Below are 16,481 nucleotides of genomic sequence, written 5' to 3' on the forward strand. Positions count from 1 at the left end.
GCGAACACAGGGTACGTACAGGCTCTCCCTCGGGGCAATGGATCGTCGGCGCCGGTCCCGCGCGGGGTCTACGGCGGGCCGAGTTCTCCTCGTAAGCGGCGGGCCCTCAGGACCAGTTCGAGTTCGAAGCGGCGGTCCGGGTCGTCGACCTCGTCGCCCCAGAGTTCGCGGATCTGGCGCAGGCGGTAGCGGACGGTCTGGGGGTGGACGCCGAGGCGGGTGGCGACCTCGGGGGCGCCGCCTCGCGTCTCCAGCCAGGCGAGGAGGGTCTCGGCGAGGCGGCGGGCGTGGGCGGGGCCGCAGTGGGTGAGGGGGGCGAGGGCGCGGCGGGCGAGGTCGTCGACGAGTTCCTCGGGCTGGAGGAGGACGAGGGCCTGGGTGTGCTCGGTGCAGCGCAGGACCTCGGTGGCGGGGAGCAGGCCGCGTTCCATGAGGGCGACGGCGGACTCGGCCCAGCGCAGCGACTTCGCGGCGTCGGCCGGTGCGACGGGCGGGCCGATCGCGCCGGACCAGCCGGTGAGGGCGCGGCGCAGCAGGTCGGGCCGGCCGCCGGTGTCGGGGTCGGGGACGACAAGTCGGGGCCGTTCGGTCTCCATGTCTAGGAGGACGTCGGGGCCGACGGCGGGGGCGACGGCGTCGCGCGCGGGGCGCAGCAGGACGCCGACGGCGACCTGGTCGGGGACGGGCCAGCCGATGCGGGCGGCGCGTTCGGTGAGGGCCTTGACGGGGTCGGGCGGGGCGACGGCGTGCCCGTCGAGCAGCAGGTCCATGAGTTTGCGCTGCTGGCGCAGGCGTTCCCCGGCCTGCCGGGCGGCGGCCTCGGCGTAGCCGCGGACGGACTGGTCGACGAGGCTGTCGAGGTACTCGTAGCCGGACTCGGCGAGTTCGTACATGGCGGGGGGCGGGATGCGCAGGCGCTGGCCGATGTCGGCGAGGCGGCGCCAGGCAAGTTTGACGCCGAGCCGGTACATGGCCTGGAGGGCGTCGAGGCTCTGCCCGTGCAGACTCTGGCCGCGTCCGAACTCCTGGAACATGGACGGGAGCTGGTCGGCGCCCTGTGTGTCGCCGTCGGCGCCGGAGACGGTGGCGAGGTGGCGGACGAAGCCCTCGATGGCGCGCCGGATGCCGACGAGCGCCATGGGTTCGCCCGACGCGTCGATGACGAGGGGCAGCTGAGGGAACTCGCGGCGGATCTCCCGCAGGATGTCCTCGGCGAGCCGCGGCGCCTCCTCCAGGGAGAGCGCCGAGAACTGCCGCACCTGCGGGCGCGGCACGTCGCACCAGGCGGAGCGGGTGGTGGTCGTGGGCACGGGTCAGCGCCCCGATCCGGGTGTCTCATAGGTGAGCAGCGGCGTGTTGGGCTGCTCGGGGGTCGCGTCGATCAGCGCGAGCACGCCGAAGGCCGCGGCGACGGCGAGGGCCACACCGGCGGCCACGGACAGCGCCGCGGCAAGCAGTCGGTTCATCGCAGGGTCAGCCTCTCGTCCAAGTTCTCGGAGTTCTGAGGTCGGTCCCCACCCTGTGTGTTCCGGCAAGTCCCCAGTGTTGTCGGGAGATTGACACTGCGTCAAGAGCGGGTCTACGGTTCCCGGCCCATGACCGGCCGACCACGGCCATGCCGTGGCGCCCTACCCCCCAGGAGCGCCCCATGAGTCGCAGTGCCTCGCATGCTTCCCCGACCTCGACCCGGGCCGCGTCCCGGACGTTTCCGCTGGTGGCCATAGGTGTGGGCGCGTTCCTTCTGGTGCTCGCCGGGCTGCTCGCGTGGTACGTCGAACCGCGTGCCGAACGCACTCCGCTGAACACCGACACCACGACGGTGTTCACCGGAACCGGCAGCTATTTCGACACCGGAAAGATCCGGACCGTGCACGACAGGCGGATCACGATCACCCGCCAGGTGCGCGGTGACGTCGCGGACGGCGAGCGCGGCGATGCGGCGGTGTGGGACGTGACGACCTCGGTCGACACGGACGCCTCGCTGCCGGCCGCGGATCCCCACGACGCGCTCCAGTGGACCCAGGAACGCTGGGTCACGGACCGGAAGACGAACCTCCCGGTCCACTGCTGCGGCGAGAGCCCCGCCTTCAGGGGCGAGGCCTACCTGAAGTTCCCGTTCCGGGTGGAGCGGCGGACGTACACCTGGTGGGACAACACGCTGGGCGCGACGATCCCGCTCCGCTTCCGCGGCACGACGCGGGTCCAGGGCTACGAGGGCTACCGGTTCACCGGCATCGTCGCCCCGGCCAGGACGGGCTCCCGCCTGGTGCCCGGAAAGCTCGTCGGGCAGCCGAAGCGCGGCCAGGTCCTCGCCGAGGAGTGGTACGCCAACCACGGCGTCGAGCTGGTCGTCGACCGGCGCACGGGCCGCGTCCTGTACGCGGCGATCGGCCCGCGCAAGACGCTGCGCGCGCCCGGCACGGACCGGGACGCGGCGGTGCTCCTGGACAGCCGGAAGATCGCGTTCACCCCGGCGACGCAGCGCGCGCAGGTGGCGCTGGCGCAGGACGACAACGACCGGCTGACGCTGCTCGGCACGACGGTCCCGCTGGTCGCGGGCGGCGCCGGGCTCCTCGCCCTGGCGGCCGGCGCGGTGCTGCTCGCGGTGCGGGGCGGGCGGGGAACGGGTGGCGGGCGGCGACCCGAGGGGCTTCGGCGGCCTGATCCCGATACGTCCCCGACGGCCCTGGAAACGTCCACGATGTGACGGTACGTCAGGTCGCGAAAGCCCGAAACTTGTCACGCGGGTGAGTAGCCGCGGCGAACCCCGCGGCGAAAACTGTGCCACCCCACCCCGTGCACAGTCCCCGCACAGCCCCGGCACAGTACCCACCGGTACGGACCAGTACCGACCCGAGTACGGACCCAGCACGCACCCCGTACGGACCCAGCGCACTCCCCGTACGGACCGGTCGCGGCCCCCGACCAGCGCCGCGCACCTCTCGCAAATGCCCCCACAGAGCTCCGCACCCCGAGACGAGTTGGAGCAAGGATGCCCCAGCACGTGCCGTCCCCCCTGCGCGTCGCGTCCCCACCGGGCGCGCAGCACCCTCCGGCCGCACCGCCCGCACCACGCCGGATCGTGTTCCTCGCCCACCGCGATCTCGGCAATCCGAACGCGGGCGGCTCCGAACTGCTCATCGACCGGCTCGCCGACGGGCTCACCCGCGCGGGCCACGAGGTGACCCTGCTGTGCGGCGGCCCCGCCGCCGAGCGCGACTACCGGGTCGTCTCCGCGGGCGGCCAGACCGCCCACTACCTGCGCGCCCGCTCGGCGTTCGCCCGTCAGGTGGGCGCCTGCGACCTGCTCGTCGAGGTCTGCAACGGCATGCCGTACCTGGCACCGCTGTGGCACGACGGACCCACGCTCTGCCTCGTCAACCACGTGCACACCGACCTGTGGCGGATGCGGCTGCGCGGCCCGCTCGCGCCCGCCGCCCACCTGGGCCGCAGGCTGGAGCACTGGGCCCTGTCCGGGGTCGCCCAACGCCGCAATCTGCTCGTCGCCGTCTCGCCGTCGACGGCGCAGGCCCTGCACGGGATCGGCGTCGACCCGGCGCGGATCCGTCTCGTCCCGAACGGGGTCGAGGAGCCGGGCCCGCGCGCCGGCCGATCCCCCGAGCCGCTGTTCCTCGCGATGGGCCGGCTCGTGGAGTACAAGCGGATCGACATGCTCCTGCGCCTGTGGGAGCGGGTCCGGCCGGTGACCGGCGGCCGGCTCGTCATCGTCGGCGACGGACCCGAGGCCCCGCGCCTGCGCGAACTCGCCGGGCCCGGCGTCGAGTTCGCCGGTCATGTCTCCGAGGCGGACAAGCACCGGCTGCTGTGCGAGGCGTGGATGCTGCTGCATCCCTCGGCCGTCGAGGGCTGGGGCCTGGTGATCACCGAGGCGGCCGCGCGCGGCACGCCCGCCGTCGGCTTCGACGTGCCCGGGGTGCGCGACTCCGTCGAGGACGGGGTGACCGGGCTGCTGGCCAGCGGCCCGTCCGGGTTCGCCGCCGCCTGGTGCACGCTCGCCCTGTCCGCGCGGCGCCGCGAACTGATGGGCAAGGCCGCCGAGGAACGGGCCGCCGGCTACCGCTGGGCGCACTCCGTCCGCCGCTTCCAGTCGGTCGCGGCGGAGGCGGTGCGGGGCTGGACGCCATGACGGGTACGGGATTCAGGGACCCGTCGCCGCGCCGCTCGCTCGCCCTGTTCAAGGCGTTCATGGCCGAGCAGCGCGACCCGGAGGCCTGCTACCGGCTGCTCGCCCGGGACGCCGCCGACCAGGTCGAGGCGTACGGGAAGGTCGCGGGCAAGGTCGTCGTGGACGTGGGCGGCGGCAGCGGGCACTTCACGCGGGAGTTCCGGGCGCGCGGCGCCCAGGGCGTCCTGTTCGAGCCGGACACCCGGGAGCTGGGCGGCGCGCCGCCGAGCTCCACCGTGGTCGCCGACGGCTATCTGCTGCCGCTGCCCGACGGCTGCGCCGACGTGACGTTCACGTCGAACGTCCTGGAGCACGTCGCCGACCGCGACACGTTCCTGAGCGAGCTGGTCCGGGTCACCCGGCCCGGCGGCCTCGTCTACGTCTCGTTCACCAACTGGCTGTCCCCGTGGGGCGGTCACGAGTGGGCGCCCTGGCACTACCTGGGCGCGGGCCGCGCCCAGGAGCGCTACCGGCGGCGCACCGGCCGGCCGCCCAAGCACACCCTCGGCGAGAACCTCTTCCGGCACCACGTCGGGTCCACGCTGCGCCATGTGCGGGCCCGCGACGACGTCTCGGTCCTCACCGCGCGCTCGCGCTACTGGCCGTTCCTCACCGAGACGGTGACGCGGGTGCCGGGCCTGCGCGAGTTCGCGACGTGGAACCTTCTCCTCATCCTCAGGCGGTGTCCCCCATGACGACCACGGTCCAGGCCCCACCGGCCGCCCCGGCACCCCCCGAGCCCGAACCGGGCCCGTGCCCGCGCCGCCGGCTGCTGACCTTCTGGGCCGTGCTGTTCGTCGCGTTCTGCGCGGTGCACCCGGGCCGGGCCACGTTCGAGACGAAGCTCGGCGTGGCCCAGGACCCGTGGCAGTTCCTCGCGGACCTCGGGCAGCTGTGGCACGACCGGGCGGGCTTCGGCGGCATCGCCGACCAGTACATCGGCTACGCCTTCCCGATGCTGCCGTACTACGGCCTGACCGATCTGCTGCACGTCCCGGTGTGGCTGGCGGAACGCCTGTGGATGTCGATCGTGGTGAGCGTCGCCTTCTGGGGCGCGCTGCGGCTCGCGGAGCGGCTCGGCGTCGGCGGCCCGCGCAGCCGGCTGCTCGGCGCGGCGGCGTACGCGCTGTGGCCGACGTTCACCATCGTCGTCGGGTCGACGTCGGCGGCGGCGCTGCCCGGCGCGTTCCTGCCCTGGGTGCTGCTGCCCCTCGCCAACCCGCACACGTCGGCGCGGGTCTCGGCGATGCGCTCGGCCCTGCTGATCCCGTTCATGGGCGGCGTCAACGCGGCGTCGACGCTCGCCTCGCTGCTGCCCGTGGGCCTGTACCTGCTGTCCCGGCCGGCCGGGCCGCGCAAGCGGCGCCAGATCGTCTGGTGGATCCCCGGCGTCGTGCTGGCCACCGCCTGGTGGATCGTGCCGCTGCTCCTCCTCGGGACGTACGGCGAGAACTTCCTTCCCTACGTGGAGAGTTCACGGACCACGACCGATCCGATGGCGGCTACGGAGGTGCTGCGCGGCGCCGGGAACTGGGTCGCGTACCTGCATCTCGGCGAGGCCTGGCTGCCCGCGGGCTGGACCGTGGCGACGGCCGCGGTCGCCGTCGTCGGATCGGCGCTCGCCGCGGGGCTCGGCCTCGCGGGCCTGGCCCGGCGCGATCTGCCCGAGCGGCGCTGGCTGCTGCTCACCGTGCTCGCCGCGCTGCTCATCACCCTCGCCGGGTACGGGGGCGCGCTCGGCGCCCCCTTCGCGGGCACCGTGCAGGGCTGGCTGGACGGCGGGCTCGCCCCGTTCCGCAACATCTACAAGTTCCAGACCGGGCTCGCCCTCGCGCTCACGCTCGGCCTCACCCATCTCGTGGGCGTGGCCGCCGATCCGCGCGGCGCCCGGCCGCTGCGGGTGCGCCGGTACGCGCCGCTGCTCGCGGCCGTGCTGGTCCTGCCGGGCCTCGCCTGGCCGTATCTGAACGGGTCGATCCTCCAGCCGGGCTCCTTCCAGAAGCTGCCCACGTACTGGAAGGCGACCGCCGACTGGCTCCACAAGTACTCCCCCGACTCGCGCGCCCTCGTCGTGCCCGCGACCGCGCACGGCGTCTACACCTGGGGCTCCCCCATCGACCAGCCGCTCGACGTGCTCGCCGAGTCCCGGTGGGCGCAGCGCGACTACGTGCCGTTCGGCACCGCGGGCAACCGGCGCGCCCTCGACGCCGTCGAGCAGGCCCTCATGTCGGGCGGCCGGGTGCCGGGCCTCCAGGACTTCGTCTCCCGGGCGGGCCTGCACTACGTCGTGGTCCGCAACGACCTCGACCCCGACCAGTTCGGTTACGTACCGACCGCGACCGTGAAGCGCACGCTGACCGAGTCCGGCTTCCACCGCGTCACCGGCTTCGGCCCCGTCGTCACCGGCGGGCGCATCGCCGAGGACACCCCCATCGCCATCGAGGGCCTGTACCCGCGCCAGCGCTCCGTCGAGATCTACGCGCCGGACGACAAGGCCCGACGTCCCGGCCAGGCAGGGCTGTTGCCGGTGCGGAACACGGCCGAGGTCAGCGGCGGGCCCGAGGCGCTGCTGCGGCTGTCCGCCGATCCGGAGTTCCGCGACCGGCCCGCCGTGCTCACCGGGGACAACCATCCGGGGATCGGCGACCCGGCACTGCGGATCGCGGCGGACGGGCTGCGCCGCGCCGACACGCGCTTCGGCCTGGTCAACACCAACACCTCGTACCCGTACACGCCGACGGAGCGCAACAGTCCGAAGGCGGCGGAGAACCCGGGCGAGGAGCCCAAGCAGATCCTGCCGACGCGGGGCGTCGAGCGGCAGACCACGGCCCGGATCGAGGGAGCCCGCGCCGTCAGCGCGTCCTCCAGCGGCAACTGGCTGCTGCACCTGCCCCAGTTCGACCCCGTGAACGCCTTCGACGGCGACCCCGCCACCGCCTGGGCCGAGGGCGCCCCCGACTCGGCGCGCGGCGAGTGGCTGCGCATCGACTTCTCCGGGCCCACCGACATCCCCGGCCGGCTCAGGCTCACCCCGCTGCCGCAGGAGGGGGTGCGGGCCGCGCCCACCCGGATCCGGATCGAGACCGACCGGGGCAGCGCCACCGCCGAGATCCAGCCCGACGGCACCCGGCAGACCGTGAACGCGCCTGCGGGCGAGGCCCGTTGGCTGCGCGTCACGATCCTGGAGACGCAGCGCGCCAAGCCGGGGCTCACCGGTGCCGGGTTCCGTGACATCGACGTGCCGGGGGTGCGGGCGCACCGCGCGCTGCGGCTGCCCGCGGACTCGGCGGGCGCCGACCGGTTCAGTTTCCACCGCGCGGTCAGCGGCAGCGGGCTCACGCTCACCGACACCGAGCCCTCCCTGAACCGGGTGTTCACCAGCTCCGGCTCGGGCCGCTACACGTTCAGAGCGACCGCGACCCCCACGGCCGGTGATGCCCTCGACCGGCTCCTCTACGACGTGGCGCCCAGCCAGAAACGGAAGATCACCGCCACCGCCGACTCCACGGCGGCGCTCGGCACGAACACCTCCGCGCGCAATCTCACCGACGGTGATCTGACCACGGCCTGGATCGCGGGCGACCGTCCCACGATCCACCTCCGCTGGCCGGACAAGCAGCCCGTGTCGTCGCTCGTCCTGGCCCCCGCGGGCGGCCTGTCCACCCGGCCCGAGCAGATCGAGATCAGCAGCCCGGACGGGGCGGCAGTCGCGGGCGTCGACGTCAACGGCATGGCCCGCTTCGACACCATCACCACGGACCGCCTCGACATCACCGTCACGAAGACGGCCCCGCTGACCGTCCACAACCCGGTCGCCGACGAGGACATGCAGCTGCCGGTCGGCCTGACCGAGGCGTACGTCCCCGGACTCGACCGCTACCGCCTCCAACAGCCCGACCCCGAGTGGCAGTTCAAGCTGCCGTGCGGCAAGGGACCCTCGGTGACCGTCGACGGCACCCGTCACCGCACCTCCGTACGCGGCACGGTCGCCGACCTCACCGAGCGCCGGCCCGTGGACGTCACCCTGTGCGGCCCGCTCGACCTGGCCGCCGGCGAGCACACGCTCACCACGAGCGGCAAGGGCGCCCTGACCGTCACGGACCTCACCCTGACCCGCGCGGACACGTCCGCGACCGCCGAGACCGCCACCCGCGGCATGACCGTACGGGACTGGCTCGGCGACCGGCGCAGTGTGCGGGTCGAGGCGGGCGCGGCCGCGTACCTGACCACGTACGAGAACGCGAACGACGGCTGGCAGGCCACGCTGAACGGCAAGAAGCTCACGCCGCTGCGGCTGGACGGCTGGCAGCAGGCGTGGCTGGTCCCGCAGGGGGCGAGCGGCACGGTCGAGCTCTCCTACGAGCCGGCGACCACCTATCAGGCGGGCCTGTTCGCGGGCGGGGCGGGCATCGTGGCCCTGATCGCCCTGGCCCTGTGGCGCAGGCGCGCCCCCGACTCCGCGCCACCGTCACCGGCTCCTCCGGCCCCCGGCTGGATCCTCGGCACGCTCGCCCTGACCCTGGTCGCCGTGGTGATCGCGGGCCCCTGGGCGGCCCTGGTCCCGGCCCTGGCCCTCCTGGCCCGATGGCGCCGAGCCCTGCTGGTCCCGCTGGCGTTCCTGGCGATGGCGGCGGCGGGCGTACTCGCGGCAACGGGAGCCGGCGAACCGGTCCGCGCGGGCGAGGGCCCCTTCAGCGCCCCGGCCCAACTCCTGGCCTTGCTGGCGGTGTTCGCGGCCCTGGTGACAACCGGCGGAGAGTCCCCGGGTTCGGACGGGGAGGCGCGACGATGACTGACGTGCCCCGTAAGGGGCGCGGGGCTGTACCCATCAGCGGCTCCGCCGCGGGGCGCGACCAGCCACGACGGCGCCGCACCCGGCAGCGACGCCCCGCCCCTACGGCGGCCCCCCGCCCCCACCGGAAGGGGACCCGATGACGACAGTCGAGGGCCGACACCATGGCCAGGTCAACCCAGCGGAGCGCCACCGCATCGCGTTCCCCGTCGTCGACGAAGTCGCCCGGCACTGTCTGCAGGACGACGAGCCGGAGACCGTACACATCGAGGTGCACCTGAGCGGGCGCCTGGACAACGAGCGGCTGACCGGCGCGTTCGCGCGGGCCCTCGCCCGGCACCCCCGGATCCTGATGCGCGAAGCCCCCCGCCGCTGGTACGCACGCCGGTACGAGTGGGAGCTGACCGGCGCCCCGGACGCGCCGCCCGTCTCGTTCCCGCCCCCGGCCCCCGACGCCCTGGAGGCGGCCCGCACCCGCTCCCTCGCCCACGCCCCGGCACTGACCAGCGCACCCCCCGTCCGCCTGGAAGCCGTCCCGCACCCGGCCACGGGCGACACCGTGCTGTTCCTCACCGTCAACCACACGGCCCTGGACGGCCCGGCCTGCCTGCGGGTGCTGGCCACCGCCGCTCAGGAGTACGGCGGCCCCGACAACACCCCGTCCACCACCACGGCACCGCCCCCGCCCGCCGCACACCCCCCGGCCCACCCGCCCATGCCGTCACCTTGGCGGCCCCCCGCCCGGGTCGCGCCGGGCGCCCGCCCCGAAACGTCCCCGGGCAACGGCCTTCTGGTGTGCGAGCTGCCCGTGCCGCGCCGCCCGAAGGGCGCCCCGTACACGGTGAACGACCAGCTGATGGCCGCCACCGCTCGCACCCTCGTCGACTGGAACACGGCGCGCGGCGCGCACGATCCGCGCCGCCCGCTGCGCATCACCATGCCGGTGGACGACCGCCCCCGGGACGTCTCGATGCCGATCGGGAACGGCACGCGCCTCGTCGAAGTCGCCTTCAGTGCCACCGAGTTGTCCCGTCCCACGAGCGAGCTGCTCCAAGTGGTCGCGGCGCGCACCACCGCGCTCAAGAGCATGCCGCGTCCCCAACTCGGTCACGGTGCCGCCCTGTTGACGGCTCCGTACGCCCCCGTCGCCTGGCGGGCCGCCGCCACGAGGGTGCTGCGCCGGGCCGCCGCGCCCTGGACCTCGACGACGCTGCTGAGCAACATCGGGCGCGTCCCGTACCCGCTGGACTTCGGCGACGGGATCCGGGCGAGCGCCGTCTGGTTCTCGGCGCCCGCCCGCACCCCGCGCGGTCTGACCGTGACGACGGCGTCCACCGCGGGCCGGCTCCATCTGGCCCTGCGCTGGTCGCGGACGCTGCTGGGCCCCGGTGACGGCGTCCGGCTGCGCGACCTGTTCGAGGAACATCTGCGCGCGACCCACGAGGAGGCACGATGACGGCACCCTCCACGCCACCGAACCTCACACCTCCGCATCTCACCCCGCCGAAGGCCCGCACGCCCGGCCTGCGCGACTTCTACGAGAACCCGGACGTGCCGGTCGCCTCCGGCACCCCGCGCACCGTCCGCCAGACCCGGATCCTCGCGCGGGCCCTCGCGGACACCCCGGGCGCGACCGTCCTCGACCTGGGCTGCGGCGACGGCTCGGCCGCCGCGACGGCCGCCGCGCTGCTGCCGGGCCACCGGCTGGTCGGCGTCGACTGGTCGCAGGACGCGCTGCGGCGGGCGGCGACCCGGATCCCGTACGTGGTGCGGGGCGAACTGTCCGATCACGGGCTGCCGTTCGCGGACGGGGCCGCCGACGCGGTGCTGTTCTCCGAGGTGATCGAGCACCTCGTGGACCCCGACTCCGCGCTGGACGAGATCCGCCGGGTGCTGCGGCCCGGCGGCCATCTGATGCTGTCCACGCCGAACCTTGCCGCCTGGTACAACCGGGGGCTGCTGCTGGCCGGGGTGCAGCCGGTGTTCTCCGAGGTGAGTCTGCGCGGGGTGCACGGCAGGCCGGGCCGGGAGGTCGTGGGGCACCTGCGCCTGTACACGGCCCGTGCGCTGCGCTCGTTCGTGGCCGCGTCCGGGTACCGGGTGGTCGGTGTCTCCGGGGCGCCGTTCCACGGGGTGCCGGGCCCGCTGCGCCCGCTGGACCGGCTGGCCTGCGCGGCCCCCTCGCTCTCCTCGATCCTGCTGCTGCACGCGCGGAAGGCGTGAGGGGCGGTGCCGGCCGTGGTGTGGGGCGTGGCCTCGGCGCTGCTCGCGAACACCCTGTACAGCGTCGGCTTCGTGCTGGAGAAGCGGGCGCTGGGGCGGCTGCCGGCGATCAGCGTCCGCCGCCCCGCGCGGCTGCTGCGGCACCTGGTGGGCAGTCCGCTGTGGCTGGCGGGTTCGCTGGCGCTGGCGGGCGGGTTCGGCGCCCAGCTCGCCGTGTACCGGACGCTGCCCATCGCCGCCGCGCAGGGCATCTTCGTGTCGGGTCTCGTGCTGCTGCTCCTGCTGTCCGCGCGGCTGCTCGGCGAACGCACCTCGGGCCGCGAGCGGTACGCGATCGGCGCGATCCTGGCCGCCCTCGTCATGGTGGTGCTCTCGCTGCGCGACACCGGCCGGAACCCGGACGCGGTCGGCGGGGCCGCCCCCGCGCCGCTCATCCTCCTCGTGTGCGTGCCCTCGCTCGCCGCCGGCCTGTACCTGTACGCGGGCGCGGAGCGGCGGGCGCGGCGCCGGCACCGGATGCCGAGCGCGGGCGTCGAGTACGGCGTCGCGGTCGGCCTGCTCTACGGCGTCAGCTCACTCGCCATCAAGGGGGTGTCGGGGCTGCTGTGGGACGTGCCCCGGCTGCTCACCTCCCCGTACCCGTACCTGCTGCTGTGCACGGGCGCGTGCGGGCTCGTCATGTCGCAGGCGGCGCTGCAGCGCTGCCGGGCCTCGCTGATCGTTCCGGTGTGCACGACGGTGACCTGCCTGTTCACGGTCGTGCTCGGCACGCTCGCGTTCGGCGAGTCACTGCCCTCCGAGCCGCTGCTGCTCGCGCTGCGCGTCGCGGGCACCGCGCTCGCCGTCGCCGTCCTGCTGCTCATGCCCAAGCACGACCCGCCCCCGGCCACGACGACACCGTCCATGGAACCTCCGAAGGAGTTGCTGTCCCATGAAGCCTGACGACCCGCTGCTCACCCTGCTCGCCTGTCCGCTCGACAAGGGGCCGCTGCGCCTCCTGCCGGACGGCGACGCGCTCTACAACCCGCGTCTCCAGCGCCGCTATCCGATCGTCGACGGGGTGCCGCAACTGCTGCCCTCGTCCGGCGAGCAGCTCGCGGAGGACGAGCACGAACGCCTCCTGAAACAGTTCGAGGGAGGCGGTGTGACGTGACCACGATCGCCGCCCGCCTCGCCCCCTGGCTGCCCGCCCGCCTCACCGCGGCCACGGCCCGCGCTCTCTACCCGCGCTTCGAACCGGAGCTGGCCCGCCTGTCCGACATGGTCCCCGGCGGCTCCGGGTGCGCCACCGCGGTCGACGTCGGCGGCTGGTACGGGCCGTGGACCCACCGCCTCGCCGCCCGCGCCCGGCGCGTGGTCACCCTGGAGCCCGTACCGCACCTGGCCCGTACGCTCGCCGCGACGGCGCCCGCGAACGTACGGGTGGTGCGGGCGGCGGCCAGCGACCGGCCCGGCACCGCCCCGCTGTGGCAGCCGCCGCACGACACGCGCGGGGACCGCGGGGTGTCCTCGCTGGTCCGCCGCGACGGCCTGCACGCCACGACAGGCCAGTCCGTGGACTGTGTCACCCTCGACGAACTCGCCCTGGACGAGGTCGAGTTCGTGAAGATCGACGTGGACGGGGCGGAACTCGCCGTTCTGCGCGGCGCCGAGGCCCTCCTCGCCCGGGACCGCCCGGCGCTCTTCATCGAGCTGGAGACCCGCATCCAGCCGATCACCCCGGTGGTACGGCATCTGCGCGCTCGGGGCTACGAGGGCTGGGTGCTGCCCGGCGCCGACTGGCTGCCGCTGCCCTCGTTCGATCTGGCGGCGCACCAGCGCGGCACCGCGCACATCGCCTCGCAGGGCCTGCTGCGCCGGGCCCTGACCCCGGCGGCCCGCCGCCCGCGCTACGTCAACTCGGTGCTGTTCCTGCCGGACGGCCGCACCCCGGGCTCCGTGCGCGACCATGAAAGACATGGCACCCGCGCGACGCACCCCGCCCACCGGTCCCGCTGACCCCTTCGGCCCGCTCGAGTTCCAGCTCGTCCTGCTGCGCCGGATGGCGGACCACAATCCGGAGCTGGTCGAGACGGCCCGCGCGGACCTCGGCGTCTCGGTGGCGGACATGCGGGAGGCGAACCGGCGCTGGCAGGCGATGCTGCACGCCCCGCGCTCCCGCGCGGCGGCGTCGCGGTACCGCTCGGTCCTCGGCGCCCCCGCGTCCGAACGCCCCCGCCGGCTGGGCGACCTGACCTGCACGGCGCTCCAGTGGCCGGTGCCGCTGTGGCCCACGCTCCGGTTCGAGGTGCTCCTGGCCCCCACGGGCGCGGTCTGGAACGAATGGCTGACCCGCGCCCCCGGCGCCCCGGGCCCCGCCCTGCGCACCCTCGCCGACCTGACCCCCTGGTCCTGCACGGTCGACGAGGCGGCCCGCGCCTTCGCCCCGGCCCGCCCCCTGGAGGGCTCGGCCCCGACCCGCTGGGGCCTGGAGTTCACGGCCCCGGACGAGGACGGCACCCCGCGCCGGATCCGGGCCGAGTTCACCTGGGGCCTGCTCCAGCGCTGGACGGAGATCACGCCGGAACGTCTGCGCGGCTGAAGTCTCGTCGCCCGGTGCGGTAGGTGGGGGCTGGTCTTCGGGTGCGGGCCCGGTGAGGGCTGGTCGCGCAGTTCCCCGCGCCCCTGAAATGCAGGCGCTACGCGCCGCATTTCCCCGATAGAGGTACGGGGGCCTGATTCCCCCGATCAAGGTGCGGGGTGCCTGTGATCTGGGGAAGGCGCGGCGAAGCCGCATACCTTCCAGGGGCGCGGGGAACTGCGCGACCAGCCCCCACGCACCCGCACCCGGCGACGAGACCGCAGCCACGCAGACGCCCCCCGGTTCAAGCTCAGCGCAGCGCTACGCCGACTTCACGATCGCCTCGGCGACCGCGTCCACGGACCCCGGATGCACCGCGCTCAGGAACAGGTTCGGCTCGACGAGCTCCAGCTCCATGACACACGGCCGCCCATCGGCCCCGTCGACAAGATCCACGCGCGCGTAGAGCAACTGCTCGGGCCCACCGGGCACGGCCGCGAGGGCCCGCTCGGCGACGGCGAACTCGGCCTCGGTCGGCTCCCACGGTTCGAGGGAGGGGTGCGGGACCTTGCGCGCGTCGAACGCGACCCCGGCGGAGAGCACCGCGCCCTTGCGGATCGCGTGCAGGAACCGGCCGCCGTAGAAGAGCACGGCGCGCTCCCCGCTGACGTCGATCCCGTCGACGTAGGGCTGCACCATGGCGGTCAGCCCCTCGTCGTGCATCCGCGCCAACTGCCGCAGCGCGACGTCCTGTTCGGCCGGGGCGTAGCGGGCCGCGTAGCGGGCGCCGGCGCTGGAGGTCGGCTTGATCACGAAGGCGCGGTCGGCGGGCAGCTCGGGGGCGGCGCCCGGCGGCACGTACGCCGTCGGGACGATGGGCACGCCGGCCTCGGCGAGTTCGCCGAGGTAGCGCTTGTCGGTGCTCCAGCGGATCACGCCGGGCGGGTTGGCGAGGCGGGTCGCGGCGGCGCAGCGCTCGGTCCAGGCGAGGAACTCGTCGCGGCGCCAGCTGTAGTCCCAGGTCGAGCGGACGACAGCGAGGTCGTACGCGCTCCAGTCGACGTCGGGGTCGTCCCACACGACGACGTCGGCGCGGGCGCCGAGCCGCTCGATCCCCTCGACGAGCAGCGGCAGGTCCGCGTCCACGGGCCCGCCGTCCTCGCCGACCCGATACGTGACCAGTGCTATCCGTGCCAACGCCTTCTCCTCACCTTGTCCGCCCAGGCCGGTCCGGGCTCATCCTCTCAAGGTGACCCCGAGGCGGTCGAAGGTCATCGTCTCGTCGGTGACCCGCACGTCGGTGCCGGTGAACCGGTCGGCCCCGAGCCGGTCCCGGACGAACGCCCGCAGTTCAGGCCCGTAGGAGTCGAGCCGGTCGAGCACGGCCCGGGGCACCTCGATCGTTCCGTAGAAGAGGCGCGGACTTGAGGTGAGGCCGGGGCTCTGGACACTCTGTCGCAGACCGTCGACGGTGTGCAGGGTGAGCCGGAGCTCCTCTCCCCCGGCACGCAGGACCAGCGGGGTGGCCTCGACGGCCACGGCGAACGGGCCGACCTCGGCCGTCACGTCGCCGATCGCACCGGTGTAGCGGTAGGGCGACGGTGCGGCGAGGGTGTCGTCGGAGCGGTCCTCGGGGGTGTTCTGGAGGGTACGGCCGGTGACCGGCTCGTCGGTGGGCTCGAAGGTCCACTCGGTCGCGGTGAGGGCCTTCTTCCAGTAGCCGGTGCGGCCGTGATCCTTGCCCTCGACGCGCAGTTCGCGGGCGTCCGACCCGGTGCCGGTCTTGTGGATCGAGATGCGGTCGGTGACCTGGCCGGGGATCTTGGGCTGATGGATCCAGTCGGGGGCGGGCAGCTGGATCTTGGGGACCGCGGCCCCGCGCTGGTCCTCGTAGGAGTAGGAGAAGAAGACCTTGTCGGAGCCGGAGATGTCGAAGTCGTACAGGCGCGTGTACATGTCGCCGTAGCGGTTGACGACGAACGAGGTGGACGCGGCGGTCGACAGGGCGCGCGCCTGGAAGCGGCCGCGGAGCGGGGTCGCCATCTCGTAGCTGTGGTCGGCGGGGAGCCAGGGGTCGACGTAGGTGATGCGGCTGCCGTCCTCGTTGAGGGCGAAGACGTGCGACACCTTGGCCAGGCCGACGGGGTGGTCGTTGCCCGCGGTGTCGCGCCACACCTTGTCCTCGCCGAGGGAGAGGACGGACCAGGTCCAGCGGTCGGTGCCGTACGGGACGGTGTTGCCCTCGCCTAGCCAGAGCGGGGCGCCGTAGCGGTAGGTCCAGTTCCAGGCCCAGGGCGCGTTGAGGGCGTGGTCCATCGTGTAGATGCGGTGGCTCTCGTCGACGGCGACCATCTCGTCGTCGTCGACGGAGATCCCGGTGACGTGCCCGGCGAGGCAGCCGGGCAGCACCATCTCCCGCCAGCCGCCCCGCTTCGCCGCTTCCTTGACGTAGACCAGGCCGTCGCGCAGGACGAAGGACCAGCGCCGGTTGAACGTCCCGGTGGTGCCGCGCAGATGGATCTGTGGGGGCAGGTCGACGGTCGCGGGCTTGAGTGCGGACAGGCCCAGGGTGCTGTCGCCGGGGGCGAGATCGGCGAGCCCGGCGGTGCCGACCGGCCGGCAGTCGGTACCGGCCGCGGCGGGTGCGGCCGGGGCGAGTGCGGCGGCCGTGAGGAGGGCGGCGGCGGCCAGCGAGCGTCTCAGCATGTCAGTTCCGTCCA

14 protein-coding genes are annotated in these 16,481 nt (G+C 74.3%); 10 read left to right on the forward strand and 4 right to left on the reverse strand.

The window, feature by feature from the left end; all coding sequences use genetic code 11:
• Positions 1 to 68 precede the first annotated feature (68 nt).
• Positions 69 to 1,310: a helix-turn-helix domain-containing protein gene (locus ACFW9D_RS14755; RefSeq protein WP_384621861.1), complete on the reverse strand. Its 1,242-nt coding sequence runs from the start codon at positions 1,308 to 1,310 to the stop codon at positions 69 to 71.
• A gap of 3 nt (positions 1,311 to 1,313) precedes the next feature.
• Positions 1,314 to 1,466, reverse strand: a complete 153-nt coding sequence (locus ACFW9D_RS14760; RefSeq protein ID WP_384621864.1) for a DUF2613 family protein — start codon at positions 1,464 to 1,466, stop codon at positions 1,314 to 1,316.
• 182 nt (positions 1,467 to 1,648) lie between these two features.
• Between ACFW9D_RS14760 and ACFW9D_RS14765 the strand changes: the two genes are divergently transcribed.
• The 10 genes from ACFW9D_RS14765 (at position 1,649) to ACFW9D_RS14810 (ending at position 13,782) form a co-directional block, all read left to right on the forward strand.
• Complete coding sequence (locus tag ACFW9D_RS14765) at positions 1,649 to 2,707, forward strand: DUF3068 domain-containing protein (protein WP_384621866.1); 1,059 nt, start codon at positions 1,649 to 1,651, stop codon at positions 2,705 to 2,707.
• Between the two features lie 285 nt (positions 2,708 to 2,992).
• Positions 2,993 to 4,147 carry a glycosyltransferase family 4 protein gene (locus ACFW9D_RS14770; RefSeq protein WP_384621869.1) on the forward strand — a complete coding sequence of 385 codons (1,155 nt, stop codon included), beginning with the start codon at positions 2,993 to 2,995 and terminating at the stop codon, positions 4,145 to 4,147.
• Entirely contained in the window at positions 4,144 to 4,881 is a 738-nt protein-coding gene (locus ACFW9D_RS14775) for a class I SAM-dependent methyltransferase (RefSeq protein ID WP_188339105.1), read from the forward strand. Before ACFW9D_RS14770 ends, ACFW9D_RS14775 begins: the two co-directional genes overlap by 4 nt.
• The gene (locus tag ACFW9D_RS14780) at positions 4,878 to 8,978 is read left to right on the forward strand and encodes an alpha-(1->3)-arabinofuranosyltransferase family protein (protein ID WP_384621872.1); all 4,101 of its coding nucleotides are present in this window, start codon (positions 4,878 to 4,880) and stop codon (positions 8,976 to 8,978) included. Before ACFW9D_RS14775 ends, ACFW9D_RS14780 begins: the two co-directional genes overlap by 4 nt.
• A gap of 139 nt (positions 8,979 to 9,117) precedes the next feature.
• Positions 9,118 to 10,434, forward strand: a complete 1,317-nt coding sequence (locus ACFW9D_RS14785; protein ID WP_384621874.1) for a condensation protein — start codon at positions 9,118 to 9,120, stop codon at positions 10,432 to 10,434.
• Positions 10,431 to 11,201, forward strand: coding sequence for a class I SAM-dependent methyltransferase (locus ACFW9D_RS14790; protein WP_384621877.1), 771 nt, complete (start codon positions 10,431 to 10,433; stop codon positions 11,199 to 11,201). Before ACFW9D_RS14785 ends, ACFW9D_RS14790 begins: the two co-directional genes overlap by 4 nt.
• 15 nt (positions 11,202 to 11,216) lie before the next feature.
• Positions 11,217 to 12,143: a hypothetical protein gene (locus ACFW9D_RS14795; protein WP_384621915.1), complete on the forward strand. Its 927-nt coding sequence runs from the start codon at positions 11,217 to 11,219 to the stop codon at positions 12,141 to 12,143.
• The gene (locus ACFW9D_RS14800; RefSeq protein ID WP_188339102.1) at positions 12,133 to 12,354 is read left to right on the forward strand and encodes a Trm112 family protein; all 222 of its coding nucleotides are present in this window, start codon (positions 12,133 to 12,135) and stop codon (positions 12,352 to 12,354) included. Before ACFW9D_RS14795 ends, ACFW9D_RS14800 begins: the two co-directional genes overlap by 11 nt.
• The gene (locus tag ACFW9D_RS14805) at positions 12,351 to 13,199 is read left to right on the forward strand and encodes an FkbM family methyltransferase (protein ID WP_384621880.1); all 849 of its coding nucleotides are present in this window, start codon (positions 12,351 to 12,353) and stop codon (positions 13,197 to 13,199) included. The genes ACFW9D_RS14800 and ACFW9D_RS14805 overlap by 4 nt, the downstream gene beginning before the upstream one ends.
• Complete coding sequence (locus tag ACFW9D_RS14810) at positions 13,159 to 13,782, forward strand: hypothetical protein (RefSeq protein WP_384621883.1); 624 nt, start codon at positions 13,159 to 13,161, stop codon at positions 13,780 to 13,782. Before ACFW9D_RS14805 ends, ACFW9D_RS14810 begins: the two co-directional genes overlap by 41 nt.
• 300 nt (positions 13,783 to 14,082) lie before the next feature.
• On the opposite strand, the gene ACFW9D_RS14815 is transcribed toward ACFW9D_RS14810, so the two are convergent.
• Together ACFW9D_RS14815 and ACFW9D_RS14820 are read right to left on the reverse strand one after the other, a co-directional pair.
• Entirely contained in the window at positions 14,083 to 14,958 is an 876-nt protein-coding gene (locus ACFW9D_RS14815) for a RimK family alpha-L-glutamate ligase (protein ID WP_384621886.1), read from the reverse strand.
• Positions 14,959 to 14,997: 39 nt separating this feature from the next.
• Positions 14,998 to 16,467: a hypothetical protein gene (locus tag ACFW9D_RS14820; RefSeq protein ID WP_384621889.1), complete on the reverse strand. Its 1,470-nt coding sequence runs from the start codon at positions 16,465 to 16,467 to the stop codon at positions 14,998 to 15,000.
• Positions 16,468 to 16,481: the final 14 nt, after the last annotated feature.

Source organism: Streptomyces sp. NPDC059524, assembly GCF_042749255.1.
GTDB classification, from domain to species: Bacteria; Actinomycetota; Actinomycetes; order Streptomycetales; family Streptomycetaceae; genus Streptomyces; species Streptomyces xanthii.

Bases quoted from the DNA above. Each gene is read 5' to 3' on its own strand.
- ACFW9D_RS14760 (WP_384621864.1), bottom strand. From the start codon at position 1,466: ATGAACCGACTGCTTGCCGCGGCGCTGTCCGTGGCCGCCGGTGTGGCC.
- ACFW9D_RS14765 (WP_384621866.1), top strand. From the start codon at position 1,649: ATGAGTCGCAGTGCCTCGCATGCTTCCCCGACCTCGACCCGGGCCGCG.
- ACFW9D_RS14770 (WP_384621869.1), top strand. From the start codon at position 2,993: ATGCCCCAGCACGTGCCGTCCCCCCTGCGCGTCGCGTCCCCACCGGGC.
- ACFW9D_RS14775 (WP_188339105.1), top strand. From the start codon at position 4,144: ATGACGGGTACGGGATTCAGGGACCCGTCGCCGCGCCGCTCGCTCGCC.
- ACFW9D_RS14780 (WP_384621872.1), top strand. From the start codon at position 4,878: ATGACGACCACGGTCCAGGCCCCACCGGCCGCCCCGGCACCCCCCGAG.
- ACFW9D_RS14785 (WP_384621874.1), top strand. From the start codon at position 9,118: ATGACGACAGTCGAGGGCCGACACCATGGCCAGGTCAACCCAGCGGAG.
- ACFW9D_RS14790 (WP_384621877.1), top strand. From the start codon at position 10,431: ATGACGGCACCCTCCACGCCACCGAACCTCACACCTCCGCATCTCACC.
- ACFW9D_RS14800 (WP_188339102.1), top strand. From the start codon at position 12,133: ATGAAGCCTGACGACCCGCTGCTCACCCTGCTCGCCTGTCCGCTCGAC.
- ACFW9D_RS14810 (WP_384621883.1), top strand. From the start codon at position 13,159: ATGGCACCCGCGCGACGCACCCCGCCCACCGGTCCCGCTGACCCCTTC.
- ACFW9D_RS14820 (WP_384621889.1), bottom strand. From the start codon at position 16,467: ATGCTGAGACGCTCGCTGGCCGCCGCCGCCCTCCTCACGGCCGCCGCA.